The 12,691-nt window shown below is 69.9% G+C and carries 11 protein-coding genes; 4 read left to right on the top strand and 7 right to left on the bottom strand.

Annotation, left to right across the window (positions count from 1 at the left end; translation table 11 throughout):
* Positions 1 to 8 precede the first annotated feature (8 nt).
* Complete coding sequence (locus KBX08_RS07060) at positions 9 to 1,034, bottom strand: methyltransferase (RefSeq protein WP_210781776.1); 1,026 nt, start codon at positions 1,032 to 1,034, stop codon at positions 9 to 11.
* 127 nt (positions 1,035 to 1,161) lie between these two features.
* On the opposite strand from KBX08_RS07060, the gene KBX08_RS07055 reads away from it, so the two are divergent.
* Together KBX08_RS07055 and KBX08_RS07050 are read left to right on the top strand one after the other, a co-directional pair.
* Positions 1,162 to 2,700 carry an aminotransferase class III-fold pyridoxal phosphate-dependent enzyme gene (locus tag KBX08_RS07055; RefSeq protein WP_210781775.1) on the top strand — a complete coding sequence of 513 codons (1,539 nt, stop codon included), beginning with the start codon at positions 1,162 to 1,164 and terminating at the stop codon, positions 2,698 to 2,700.
* Positions 2,701 to 2,861: 161 nt separating this feature from the next.
* Complete coding sequence (locus KBX08_RS07050) at positions 2,862 to 4,559, top strand: MFS transporter (RefSeq protein ID WP_210781774.1); 1,698 nt, start codon at positions 2,862 to 2,864, stop codon at positions 4,557 to 4,559.
* Between the two features lie 52 nt (positions 4,560 to 4,611).
* Here the strand turns inward: KBX08_RS07050 and KBX08_RS07045 are convergent, their stop codons facing one another.
* The 3 genes from KBX08_RS07045 to KBX08_RS07035 all read right to left on the bottom strand — a co-directional run bounded on the left by KBX08_RS07045 (position 4,612) and on the right by KBX08_RS07035 (position 6,892).
* Positions 4,612 to 5,178, bottom strand: coding sequence for a PadR family transcriptional regulator (locus KBX08_RS07045; protein ID WP_307850466.1), 567 nt, complete (start codon positions 5,176 to 5,178; stop codon positions 4,612 to 4,614).
* Between the two features lie 65 nt (positions 5,179 to 5,243).
* Complete coding sequence (locus KBX08_RS07040) at positions 5,244 to 5,918, bottom strand: response regulator transcription factor (protein ID WP_238690772.1); 675 nt, start codon at positions 5,916 to 5,918, stop codon at positions 5,244 to 5,246.
* Complete coding sequence (locus KBX08_RS07035; protein WP_210781772.1) at positions 5,915 to 6,892, bottom strand: sensor histidine kinase; 978 nt, start codon at positions 6,890 to 6,892, stop codon at positions 5,915 to 5,917. The genes KBX08_RS07040 and KBX08_RS07035 overlap by 4 nt, the downstream gene beginning before the upstream one ends.
* Positions 6,893 to 7,323: 431 nt before the next feature.
* Between KBX08_RS07035 and KBX08_RS07030 the strand changes: the two genes are divergently transcribed.
* Positions 7,324 to 8,787, top strand: coding sequence for a multicopper oxidase family protein (locus KBX08_RS07030; protein ID WP_210781771.1), 1,464 nt, complete (start codon positions 7,324 to 7,326; stop codon positions 8,785 to 8,787).
* Positions 8,788 to 8,806: 19 nt separating this feature from the next.
* Entirely contained in the window at positions 8,807 to 9,241 is a 435-nt protein-coding gene (locus tag KBX08_RS07025; protein WP_307850464.1) for an SRPBCC family protein, read from the top strand.
* 96 nt (positions 9,242 to 9,337) lie between these two features.
* Here the strand turns inward: KBX08_RS07025 and KBX08_RS07020 are convergent, their stop codons facing one another.
* The 3 genes from KBX08_RS07020 to KBX08_RS07010 all read right to left on the bottom strand — a co-directional run.
* Positions 9,338 to 10,624, bottom strand: coding sequence for a cellulose binding domain-containing protein (locus tag KBX08_RS07020; RefSeq protein WP_210781769.1), 1,287 nt, complete (start codon positions 10,622 to 10,624; stop codon positions 9,338 to 9,340).
* Between the two features lie 211 nt (positions 10,625 to 10,835).
* On the bottom strand, positions 10,836 to 11,981 hold the full coding sequence (locus tag KBX08_RS07015; protein ID WP_210781768.1) for an alanine racemase: 1,146 nt from the start codon (positions 11,979 to 11,981) through the stop codon (positions 10,836 to 10,838).
* Positions 11,978 to 12,691: ferric iron reductase (locus KBX08_RS07010; protein ID WP_247669012.1), on the bottom strand; the 714-nt coding region annotated here is incomplete at its 5' end. The genes KBX08_RS07015 and KBX08_RS07010, both read right to left, overlap by 4 nt.

The raw sequence follows: 12,691 nt of genomic DNA, 5'->3' as shown, positions 1-12,691 counted from the left end.
CCGTCGGCTCAGCCGCGGCGGAGCGAGAGCAGGGTCTGCCCGGTGGGGATCACCGTGCTGCCGTCCACCTGGAGCCCGGCCTTCTCGCCCAGTTCGGCGTACTCGCGCCAGGTCCTCGCCTTGCCCGCCATGAGCGAGAGGAGGCGCAGGTCCATCTGGGTGATGAACATCAGCCGAGCCGGGTCGTCGGGGAAGTTGTCGTTCTCGTCCTTCACGAGGATCTGGACGATCAGCACCTTTCCGGTCGTGCCGATCGCGTCCGCCGCCCGCTGGAGGATCTTCTCGGCGGCGCTGTCGTTCCAGTCGTGCAGGACGTTCGACAGGATGTAGACGTCGGCGCCGGTCGGGAGCGGGTCGAAGATGCTCCCGCTGACGACCTCGGCGCGGTCGGCGATGCCCGCCGCCTCGAACCGGGCCCGGCCCTGCTCGACGACACCCGGCAGGTCGACCACTGTGCCGCGCAGGTGCGGCTGGGCCTTGAGGATCTCGGTGAGCAGGGCGCCGGTGCCGCCGCCGACGTCGATGACGTGGTTGACGGTGCTCCAGTCGTAACCCTGGACGACCTGGTCGAAGTAGCTCGCGTGGGTGGCCATCAGCGCGCCGAACGAGGTGGCCCGGTCGGGGTTGGTGGCCAGGTCGTCCCAGAACTCGATGCCGTAACGCACTGGGTACGCCGCGTCGCCGGTGCGGATCGAGTGGGTCAGCGAGCTGAACGTGCCCTCGATCCGGCCGGCCATCGATTCGACGTCGAGCCAGGGACGTTGGGCGGCGGGGTGGTCGGTCTTGAGGAACTCGGCGGCTTCCGTCAGGGCGTACACCCGCGGCTCGGTCTCCTTGAAGACGCCGCGGACCGCGAGGTAGCGCAGCAGCCGGTGCAGCGCGTCGGGATTGGCCTTCGTCGCCGCGGCGAGCTCGTCGAGCGTGGTGGTGCCCGCGGCGATCAGGTCGGCGAGGCCGAGCGTCGCCGCGGCCCGCACTGCCCACGGCGTGATCGTGTCGGTCAGCGAGTAGAGATTGACCCGATTTTCCGTCATGGCGGCGAGCTTCGACGACGGCGCTCGAGACCTGCTCGAAGCCGCGTCGATCGACCGGTTCTCCAGCCGGGTTCGAGTGGGCGGGCGCAGGCTGCGCCTGTCACGGCCGCCATGCGAAGGGGACACGATGGGCGCCAGCCACCAGGAGCGCGGAGCGATCGAGGTCATTCAGGACCTCATGCAGCAGAAGTGGGTCTACGAGCTGTTCGGCGAGATCGGCGCGCGCCAGGGTGCCTCGGCCGCGCACGTCGAGCAACTGAGGGCGGTCGACGCCGCCGCGCACGTGTTCTGGCCGTTCCAGGCACCGCCGTTTCCGGTGATCGCGGCCACCGCCAGCGGATCGACCTTGACCGACATCGACGGCAACGACTACCTCGACTGCCACATGGGATACGGCGCTCAGGCGCTGCACGGGCACAACCCGGCGCCGGTCGTCGACTTCGTCCGCGAGCACCTCGGCAAGGGCACCGGCAACGGCTACACCAACGCGTTGGAGCTGGAGCTGGCGACGCTGCTGCGGGAACTCCTCCCGCACAACGAGAAGTTCGCCTTCCAACACTCGGGTACGGGCGCCACCCAGTCGGCGATCCGGCTCTGCCGTGCCCACACCGGGCGGCGGATGGTCGCCAAGTTCGAGGGCACCCTGCACGGGTCCCACGACCTGGCCGTCCACAACACCGCCCCCTGGTATCACGGGCATCCCGCGGTGCCGTTCCCGGAGATCGGCAAGGACGGCATTCCGCTGGTCTCGGCGTTCGCCGGCGTCACCCCGGCCGAGCCGCGTGACCTGCTGATCCTGCCCAACGACACAGCGCTCGCGGTCGAGTTGATCGAGCGCCACGCGGGCGAGTTGGCGTGCATCCTGGCCGAGCCGGCCGCCTCGTCGTTCCCGTTCGAGGAGACGACGATCCCGATGATCCGCGAGGTGGCGGTGGCCGCCCAGCGGCTCGGGGTGCCGTTCATCCTCGACGAGGTGCTGACGGGCTTCCGTTCGGGGCTCGGCGGCGCCGCGCAGAAGTTCGACATCCCGACCGACCTCGTCACCTACGGCAAGGTGATCAGCGGGCTCGGGCTGCCGCTGTCGGCGATCGGCGGTCGGGCCGACATCCTCGACATCTCGCAGACCAGTGGGCAGTCCTGGACCGACTTCGGCCAGAAGACCGGCCTGCAGGGCAGCCACACCGGCAACTACCTGTCGGTGGCGGCGTCGCTGGCCACGCTCCAGTTGCTTCGCGACAAGGGGCCCGCCTACTACACCGACCTGCGGGCCAAGGTCGACCGGGTCCAGGCGCGGCTGGCCGCGTTCCGGGCGGCCGAGGGGATCCCGCTGCGCATGGTGGGGTTCGGCGACTACATCGGGTGCTTCCAGTTCCTTCCGGAAGACTCCTACACCGACTACCGGGTCTACTCGCGGGCACTCAACCCGGCGACGTTCATCCTCACGCTGCTGCTGCGCAAGCGCGGCATCTACACGCTCGGCATGCCGATGCTCTTCGCCGGCGGCGCTCACAGCGACGCCGACGTCGACCGGCTGACCGACGCCGTGCTGGAGAGCACCTTGGAGCTTCGCGCCAACGACTTCCCCTTCGACCTGGCGTGGCCGGCGACGTCCGCGTGGGGCTCCGGTTCGTCCGAGTGGGGTTCGGGTTCCTCCGACTGGTCGTAACCACCTCTGCGCCATCGGGCCCGGGTCAGCTCCTGACCCGGGCCCTCCTCATGTGCCGTACTGGTCATACGCAAATAGCCGTACTTGACTAATCGTACGCGAACGCGTGTAGTCGAAGGGTGGGTCCGCTGTCGACCCCGTCCGACTTCAGGAGGAACGCGATGACGGAGAGCTGGACCGACGAACGCAGCGCCGCCCCACCCAATCCGCGCCGATGGCTGATCCTGGCCGTCATCCTGGCCGGGGCATTCATGATTCTGCTGGCAACGACGATCGTCAATGTCGCCATCGCGCCGATCCAGCGCGACCTCCGGTCGACCTACACGGCCATGGAGTGGGTCATCGCCGGCTACGCGCTCGGCTACGGCCTCTTGCTCATCCCCGCCGGCCGGATCGGCGACCGCTTCGGCCACCGCAAACTGTTCCTCACCGGCGTCGCGGGGTTCACGCTCGCGTCGGCGGCGTCGGCGCTCGCTGCCACACCCGGTCAACTGATCGCGTTCCAGGTGGTGCAGGGCATGATGGCCGGCATCCTCAACCCGCCGGTGCTGGCGCTGATCCAGACCACGTTCCCGGCGAAGGAGACCGGCAAGGCGTACGGGATCTACGGCGCGATCGGCGGCATCGCGACGGCCAGCGGCCCCCTCCTCGGCGGCCTGCTGATCGCGTGGGACCTCAACGGCTGGGACTGGCGGCCGGTGTTCCTGCTCAACGTGCCGATCGGCCTGGCCACGTTCATCGCCGCGCTGATCCTGGTGCCCGAGTCGCGGGGCCGCCGCGGTGGTCTCGACGTGATCGGCATGCTGCTCGTCTCGGTCGCCGTTCTGCTGCTGGCCGTCCCCCTGGTCGAGGGCCAGCGCCTGGGTTGGCCGGCATGGACGTTCGTCTCGATGGCAGCGGCGCTGCCCGCGCTGGCCGTCTTCGCGGTGTGGGAGTTGCGCCGTGCCCGACGCGCCCAGGTCCCGCTGGTGAGCATGCGCCTCTTCGCGCACCGCTCGTTCTCCGCCGGCGTCGGCATCAGCCTCTGCTACTTCGCGGGCTTCATCGGCCTGCTCTTCGCGCTCTCGCTGCACCTGCAGATCGGCCTGGAGAAGTCCGCCCTGACGACGGGCCTGATCCTGCTGCCGTTCTCGTTCGGCACACTGGTCGGCGCGGCCATCTCCGACAACGTCGCCCGGGCGCTCGGTCGTGGCGTCCTGATGCTCGGCGCGGGCATCGTGATCGTCGGCATGGTGGGCATCATCGCCACGATCCACTGGTGGGGCTCCGGCCTGGAGCTACTGCCGGCCCTGCTCTTCGCCGGCTTCGGCTCGGGCCTGGTGATCGCGCCGAGCGTCGAGATCGTGCTGGCCGGCGTGCCCTGGCAGGACGCTGGCGCGGCCAGCGGTGTGCTCGGCACCGCCCAGCGTCTCGGCCAGGCGATCGGTGTCGCGGTGGCCGGCGTGGTCCTCTTCGGAACGCTCGGCTCCTACTCGGGGACGGCCGCCGAGAAGGCGAGCCCGGAGCTCCAGGCATCGCTCGTGGCGGCGGGCCTGCCGCCGGCCGAGGCGAGCGCGGCGACGACCACCTTCGCCGACTGTTTCATCCGCCAGTCGCGTGCGTCAGATCCGACGGCCACGCCGCCCGGCTGCGCCGACTCGGCGCCGGGTCCGGTCGGCGCGGCCTTCGACAGCGCGGCCACGTCGGCGCTGGAGACCAACTTCAACCGGGCGGTCCAGTGGACCGTCGGCGTCGTCCTGGTCGGTGTGATCCTCACGTTCCTTCTCGTCTACCTGCTGCCCCGCCGGCCCGAAGAGCCCTGGGCCGAGGCGAGCAAGCCCGATTGGAACGTGACCACTCAGCCCGAGCCCGCTCAGTGACATGCCGCCAGCCCCGGCCCCGGAGGTGCCACCGCGGCCGGGGCTGGCACCGTCACGAGGTAGTCATCGAGGTCGGTTGGTTGGCCATCAGCTTGGGCAACTGGTCGAGCAGCTCGTCGTGCCAGGCGAGCTCGGTACGGAGCCGGAGCTCGGTATGACGGAAGGTCGTCCACTCCAGACCGCGGATGTGCGGCGCCGCCAGCTCTCGGAGCGCGAGCCACGAGTCGAGCTGCTCGGCGAGGGCCTTCCGCCGCGCCACGATGATCGTGCGCAGCGCGTCCTCTCCGAGGTCGATCACGTTCTGCAGGGCCAGGTCGACCGGGTCGTGACGGAGCTTGGTGTCGCGCAGCGCCTCGTCGCGGTGGTCGATCAGCTCCGCCGCGCCGGCCGAGGTGAGCGCGTAGATCGTGCGGGCGGGCCGGTTGCCCTCCTGCTCGGTCCGGACCGCCTCGATGACGCCCTCGACCTGCATTCGGTGCAGCGCGCCGTAGAGCGACCCCGGCTTGACGTCGCTCCACAGCTCGGTACGGTCGACCTGGGCCGCCCGGCGGATCTGGTGCCCATGCATGGGGCCCCCGCGCGCGAGCGCTCCGAGTACGAACAGGCGAGTGCTATTCACGGCATTAGTCCAACACGAGTGCCCGTTTGCGGGCAAGTTACCCAGAGCAATCCTTGAGCGGCCTGCTATCCGTGAAACGTCGGATCGCAGAGCCTCGGCAGGACGATCAGCGAGGCCGCGATGGCCCTGTTGACCGCGTCGATCCGGGACACCGCGCCAAGTTTGGCGAAGATGTTGCGCAGGTGGCGCTTGACCGTCGCCTCCGACAGGCAGAGCCGGCCGGCGATCTGGGCGTTGCTCATCGCCTGACCGACCAACTGCAGGACCTCGCGCTCACGGTCCGACAGCGTGCTGTGCACCGGCCCTTGCACCTGGGTCAGGCTCTCCCGCGACACCGCCAGCATCACCGGCGCGTCATCGGCGCAGGCGCCACGGATCGCCGCCACCAACTCCTGGCGCGTCGAGTTCTTCAGCAGGTAGCCGCAGATGCCCAGGGTCAACAACTCGCGCAACAGCGTCGGGCCGTCGAACATGCTGAGGATGATGACCCGGCTCGCCGGCGCGACGTCACGGATCCGGCGGACCGTGGTGGTCACCCCGTCGCCGGGGATCTGCACGTCGAGCAGCACGATGTCGGGCTGACGGATTCGGATCTCGTTGATCGCTGCGCCGCTGTCACCGGCCTCGCCGACGACCACGAGGTCGCGCTGGGCGTCGAGGATCTCCCGGAGGCCGTCGCGCACCACGACGTGGTCGTCGACCAGCACGATGCGGGTCGGCTCGATCATCGTGACGGTCACCGGCCGACCCCCGCCTCGACGGACAGCAGCGGCACGACGAGCTCGACCGAAGCGCCCTGGTGGCTCACCGCGCGCACCGCGAGGCGACCGCCGACGACCGCCGCGCGCTCAGCCATCGCGCGCAGGCCGGAGCCGTCGCGAGCCGCCGCGACGTCGAAGCCCACCCCGTCGTCCGCCACGGTCGCCCGCAGCTCGTGCGGGGTGATGTCGATTACCGAATGGATCACCCGAGCGCCGGAGTGCGCCACCGCGTTGCGCAACGCTTCGCGGACGACCAGGAACACCTCGTCGAGCACCTCGGGAGGCACCCACGACTCGTCGCCGTTGATCTCGGTGTGCAGACGTGTCTCGCCCGTTTCGACGGTCGACAGGAAGTTGGCCAGCGCCTCGTCGAGTGACCCGAGCGGCTGAGAGAGCCGAAGGTCGGCGATGAGTACACGCAGATAGCCGACCGCGTCGTGGAGCGACTCCCGGGCGATGACCACCCGACGGTCCACGTCGTCGTGGCGTCGTTCCTGGGCGAGTTCGTGGGCCTCCAGGTTGCGGTACGCCGCACTGAGGCTGTGGCCCAGCCGGTCGTGCAGCTCGCGCGCGATCAACGAACGCTCGGCGATCTGCGCCTGGTGGACCTCGTTCATCAGGCCGGCGGCATAGCGCGAACTCGCGTCGGCCAGCCGGGTCAGTGTCGTACGGGTGAGCGCGTCGGCGACCAGCGCCAGTATCGCGCCCTGGTCGGGCTGGCCAGTCAACTGCTCCAGCGCGTCGGCCAACACGATGTCGGCAAGCGCGACGACCGCGCGAAAGCACTCGCTTGGGTGAAGCTCGACGTCCTCGGTGGACACTGTCGGCGGCGGTGTCGACAGCGGGTCGGTGGTCTCACGGCGAATCTCGGCCGTCGTCTCCCGGAGCAGAACGTCGGCCTGCGCCGCGTAGCTGTCGATCAGGCCAGCGGCCCCTTCGAAGTCGTCACTCACAGCGGCGAGACGCTGACGGTAGGCGGCAAGAATCGGTTGATGCCTGCGTTCGAGAACCTCGGCAGCGGTCCTCCGCAGCGCATTGTTTCCAACAACCATTGCGGATCCCCCGGTGTGTGCCCTATTGCTCCCCAGGTGCGGGCTCGCGCGGCTCTCCCCAGCGCCGGCTGCCCGCCGTGTCGCCGACCCCCCATGCGTGGGCGACAAAGCACTCAGATCGGATCGGCCTCTTATGAGTTGTCACGGCCGACTACTCGCACGAGTCTACGGTCTCACCGCGCGTCGTTGGAAGCATCGAAGCTTAGCTTTTGGTAGTCACACCAAAACTTAAGGTGAAATCCATATTTGGCCGCGACCAGTTTTCGACGGCGCGTCGAGGGACCTCCCCGACAGTTCACCCGAGACCTCGACCACCAGGAGTGGAGCGACCAATGGTGAGCAGACGCAACGTCATGAAGGCCGGTGCCACCGCGGGAGCAGCCGCGCTGGTCACGGCCACCGCGGCGGCAGCGGCGCGCGGTTCCACCCCGTCCGCGACACCGGCCCACGGCACCCACACCGGCCACGGTAAGACTGCACACGTCGCGGCCGTCACCGCCCCGTTCGCTGTCCGGATGCCGATACCGCCAGTGCAGCAGCCCATCGCCTCGGTAGCCAACACCGACTTCTACCTCGTTTCCACCCGTAAGGCTCAAGCGGAGATCCTGCCCGGGACGCGTACCGAAGTGTTGACCTATGACGGGCTCTTTCCCGGCCCGACGTTCCGGGTCAAGACGGGCCGGCTCGCGGTCATCGCCCACAGCAACCACCTCGACATGCCGACCGCGGTGCACGTGCACGGAGGCCACACACCGTCGAGCAGCGACGGGTTCCCCACCGATGTGCTGGACCCGGGGAAGAGCCGGATCTACAACTACCCCAACAAACAACGGGCAGCCACGCTCTGGTACCACGACCACGCCCATCACATGGAGGCCGAGCACGTGTTCCGCGGGCTCGCCGGCTTCTTCCTGATCGACGACCCGGCCCAGGCCGAACTTCGGTTGCCCACCGGCAACCACGACATTCCGATCATGTTGCGCGACGCGCGGTTCGCCGACGACGCGAGCCTGGTCTTCGAACACGACGACTTCCAGTTCCGCAACACGATCCTCGTCAACGGCAAGCCGCAGCCCTACTTCCCGGTGGCCGCCCGCAAGTACCGGCTGCGCTTCGTCAACGCGTCCAACCTCCGCACGTTCACCCTGCGGCTCGGCAACGACACCGAGGTCGCCCAGATCGCGAGTGACGGTGGGCTGCTCGCCGGGCCGACGCCGATCCGCTCGTGGAGCCTGACGCCCGGCGAGCGGGTCGAGATCGTCGTCGACTTCGGCGCGTTCCCGGTCGGCAGCCAGGTCTTCCTCGACGACGCGGTGGCCGGGCCGGTGCTGCGCTTCGACGTCAACCGGGCCGCCGCCGACACCAGCCGGGTGCCCGACCGGCTGAGCACCATCCCCGCGCTGCCGGAGGCCACGAAGGAGCGGGCGTTCACGCTCAACTTCAACCCGTCGACCGGCCAGTTCCTCATCAACGGGCAGCAGTTCGACGCCGAACGGGTTGATACCGAGATCAAACGCAACACGACCGAGGTGTGGACCGTGACGAACGGCGACACGCTCTTCGGCATCCCGCACAACTTCCACCCCCACCTGGTTCAGTTCCGGGTGCTGACCCGCAACGGTCAGCCGCCGGCGCCGGGCGAGGCCGGGGTGAAGGACACCATCGCGGTGGGACCGGGCGAGACGGTCCGGCTCCAGGCGACATTTGGGCCGTACCTTGGCCGATATGTCTACCATTGCCACATGATCGACCATTCGGCGAGTGGGATGATGGCACAGATGAAGATCGTTCCCTGACCCCTGAGAAAGGTTTCTTGTGCCCTCGGCAGAGAAGACTGTGCAGATCGGACGGACCCCTGAGGTCGTCTTCGCCTTTCTCGCCCGTGGCGAGAACGACGCGCGCTGGCGTCCCAACGTGCTCGACGTCGCGCGCGTCTCCGGCGAGGGGGTCGGCGCTCGCTACAAACAGGGACTCAAGGGCCCCGGTGGGAGCCGCATCCCGGCCGATTACGAGGTGACCGGGTTCGAGCCGGGTCGACGTCTGGCGTTCCAGGCAACCGGCAACGTGGTACGCACCCAGGGCGAATACACGCTCACCCCGGCCGACGGCGGTGGGACGCGACTCACGCTGAAGCTGGCGTGGCAGCCGAGCGGGCTGTCGCGCTTCCTCGGCCCGGTCGTCGGCAAGACGTTCGAGGAGGAGATCGCCGCCCTCGACACCCTTCGCGACCTGCTGGAGAGCGAGACCTGAGCGCAGCGTGGCCCGGTACCGCCGGCGGCAACCGGCGCCAGCGGATGTCACCCGCGGGCCCGGAGCCAATGGCTCCGGGCCCTCCTGCTGTGGAACTCAGGGGCTGGTGCAGGTGACGTTGCTGGGTGCGGTGGCACCGTTGCCAGTGGCGGTGAACCCGAAGGTGGTGGACGCGTTCGGGCCAACTGTGCCGTTGTACGCGGCGTTCCTGACGGTGACGCTGCCGGTGGTGCCGGTGTTGGTGCCGCTCCAGAGACTGCTGATGGCCTGACCACTGGCCAGGGTCAGGCCCACCGTCCAGCCGTTCAGGGGCGCGGTGGAGTTGTTGGCAACTGTCACCTCAGCCTGGAACCCGCCGGGCCAGGTGTTGAGCGTCCGGTAGGTGGCAGCGCAGGCGCCGGGCTCCCCGGTCGGCGGCGGGGTGGTCGGCGGATCGGTGGGCGGCGGGTCGGTCGGCGGCGGGGTCGTCGGCGGCGTGGTCGACTCGAACTGGCTGAAGAACCTCCAGATCTCACCCGAGGTCCAGGTCCGCGAGTCGTTGGGGCTGCCCGACCCGTCCACCGGGCTTGGGGTGTGGTCCCCGTCGAAGGCCGCCCACTGCACCGGGTAGCCGGCCCGGCAACCCGAGTAGGCGGTGGTGATGTGGGTCAGGCTGCCCCGGCTCGGCTCGCGCGGGCTCTGCGCGGTGCAGCCGTTGTTGCGCACGAACGTGTCGCGCAGCTGCCGACCCTGGGAGATGTTCAGCACGCTGTCGTAGATGCCGTGGATGCCGAAGTAGGCGACCGGCTGGGTGCCCCCGTTGCATCCGCTGAGGTTGGCGCCGGATATGACGGTGACCGCACGGATGACAGTGGGCCGGGCACAGGCCACCGCGTAACTCATCGCCCCGCCGTAGCTCCAGCCCAGGGCGAAGCGCTGGGTGGTGTCCACGCAGAGATCATTCTCGATCTGCCGGGAGATGTCGTCGAAGAGGGTCAGGTCGCGCCCGTTGGTGTTGGCCCAGCCGGCGTTGAGACCCTGTGGAGCGACGAAGATCGCGCTGTTGTTCGACAGCGGCTGGAGCCCGTAGTAGCCGGCCGAGGTGACGTTGTTGGCCGAGCCGTTCAACCAGTGGAAGCCGAAGATCAGCCGGTACTGACGGTTCCGGTCGTACCCGTCCGGGATCCGCAGGTTGTACGTACGACTCTGGCCGCTGCTCTGAATCGTCCGCGTTCCGCTGGCGAGTGTGGGGGCCTTGCCGCAGCCGGCGGTCGCCGCGAGGGTGCCGTTGGTGGCGGCCACCGCCGTCGCACCGAAGCCGCCGCTCAACGCGCCGCCGGTGGTGGCCGCGAGGAGAAGCGCCGCAGCCGCGATGGATGGGAGGAAGAATCTACGTTTGAGCATTGCTTGGGCTCCTTGCCGTTCGACGACCAACCATGGTCGCCTGGCATTGACGGGGGCCCGGACTGGTCACCGACCGGGAAGGCGGCGGAGGGGGCGTGCCCCTCGGCAGATCTTCGCCGGCTGGCTCGGGTGACCGGGAGTGTGCCCTTCACTCCCGGATGAAAGATAGCATGTTATCGATAACACGCTGAGCCGATCGAGGCTCTCGGGCTCACGTCCCGAGCGGCCGGGCCGCCCACTCGGCGACCACTTCGTGCAGGTCACCGGTGCGGAAATGTGGAGGCTCGTGCAGCAGGAAGTCACGGTGGCTGATGTTCCAGGCGTACGCCCCGGCCATGGCGAAGGCCAGCACGTCGCCCACGGCGATCGGCCCCGCGGTGGCCGACCGGGACAGCACGTCCTTCGGGGTGCAGAGTTGCCCGACCACGGTGACCGACCCGCCGTCGGTGCGGGGGCCGCCGTCACCCGGTCGCGGATGCACCGTGAACGGCTGCGCGTGGCCCTTCGCCGCCGGAGTCCGCAGGTGGTGCGTCCCACCGGCCACCACCACGAACCACTCGCCGTAGGAGCGCTTCACGTCGACGACCTCGGTGAGGTACGCCCCGCAGTAGGCGGTGACCGACCGGCCCGGCTCGATGCGCAGCCGCACGCCCGGGTGCCTGCCGAGGACGTCCGCCAGGGCCTGGCCGTAGCCCTCCCAGTCGAACCGCGCGTCCGGGTCGGTGTAGTCGACGGTCATGCCACCGCCGACGTCGACCTCGGCCGCGTCGACCTCGGCCGCAGCCCAGCCGACAACGGCGGCGGCGACCGTCGCGGCGAGCGGTGCGTCCAGTCCGCTGGCCAGGTGGGCGTGGATTCCGCGTACGTCGATGCCGGCCGGCGGGCGGCGGGCGCACGCGATCGCGTCGGCCGGGTCCATGCCGAACGGGCTGGGTCCACCGCCCATGACAAGGCTCGCGCCCGGCGCGTCGACCGGCAGGTTCACCCGCAGCAGCACCTGGGCCGACCGGCCCGCCGCAGTGGCCAGCGCGCCGAGTCGCGCCAACTCGCTGGGTGACTCGACGTGGATGCGGTGCACCCCGGCGGCGAGAGCGGCGGCGAGGTCCGCGTCCGTCTTGCCCGGCCCGGCGTACGCGGCCGGCGCCCGTCCCGGCAGCACCTCGGCCAGCCTGCGCAGCTCACCCCGGCTGGCGGCCTCGAACCCGTCGACGATCGGGGCGAGGGTTCGCAGCACACCGGGATCCGGGTTGGCCTTGACCGCGTAGAGCAGCTCAACCGGCTGGGGCAGTGCCGCCCGGACGGCTCTGGCGTGCCCGGCCAGCGCGTCGAGGTCGTGAACGTAGACCGGTCGGGTCATCGTGGTCCACCCATCGGGTTCGGCACCGGCACGAACGGTGCGGCGCGGTCGGCGTCACGCCGCCACCGGACCAGCAGGTTCGCCTTGGCCAGCAGCGGTTCCCCGGTCAGCAGCGCGCGCAGCTCCGCCGGCTCACCGAGGTCGGCGGCCACCGCCTCGACGACGGCGCGCAGCTCCTGCCACAGCCGCCGTTCGACTCCCGGCCGGGCGTCGGCGAGGGCCCCGCTGATCCCACCGAGATGGTTGACGAACAGGCAGTAGACGATCCGGCGGTGGGCGGCCCGGGGACCGTAGCGGACCTGCGCCGGGACGCCGTCCGGCCAGCTGCCCCAACGGTCGGCGTCCAGCTTCACCCCCTCCAGGTCGCGCAGCAGCATGCGTACCGGACGGCGATCCCGGTCGAGCACGACGACCACGTTCTGCAGGTGCGCCTCGTGCACGACGCCGTGACTGAGCCAACTGCGCAGCACCGCCGGCACCAGCAGGCCGACGTACGCGCGCCACCAGGTCAGCGGATCCGGTGTCACCAGCGGCGTTGCGGCCAGCGCCGCCGCCAGCACCGGGGTGTCGCCGGGACGCAGGTGCTGGCGCAGACCGTCGCGCAGGATCGTTCCGTACGCCTCGTCCGGGCCGGGGACGTCGACGGTGCGGTAGGCGGGCTCGGCGAGCAGCCCCACGCCGACCGGCAGCGGCACCCGGGCCAGCAGGTC

It is taken from the genome of Micromonospora sp. H61, from assembly GCF_018070325.1.
Taxonomy (GTDB): Bacteria; Actinomycetota; Actinomycetes; order Mycobacteriales; family Micromonosporaceae; genus Micromonospora; species Micromonospora salmantinae.
The sequence above is the reverse complement of the archived record's forward strand: the minus strand, read 5'-3'. Positions and strand labels throughout refer to the sequence as shown.

Coding starts and splice junctions, on each gene's coding strand:
- KBX08_RS07015 (WP_210781768.1), bottom strand. CDS start 11,981: ATGACCCGACCGGTCTACGTTCACGACCTCGACGCGCTGGCCGGGCAC.
- KBX08_RS07020 (WP_210781769.1), bottom strand. CDS start 10,624: ATGCTCAAACGTAGATTCTTCCTCCCATCCATCGCGGCTGCGGCGCTT.
- KBX08_RS07030 (WP_210781771.1), top strand. CDS start 7,324: ATGGTGAGCAGACGCAACGTCATGAAGGCCGGTGCCACCGCGGGAGCA.
- KBX08_RS07060 (WP_210781776.1), bottom strand. CDS start 1,034: ATGACGGAAAATCGGGTCAATCTCTACTCGCTGACCGACACGATCACG.
- KBX08_RS07050 (WP_210781774.1), top strand. CDS start 2,862: ATGACGGAGAGCTGGACCGACGAACGCAGCGCCGCCCCACCCAATCCG.
- KBX08_RS07055 (WP_210781775.1), top strand. CDS start 1,162: ATGGGCGCCAGCCACCAGGAGCGCGGAGCGATCGAGGTCATTCAGGAC.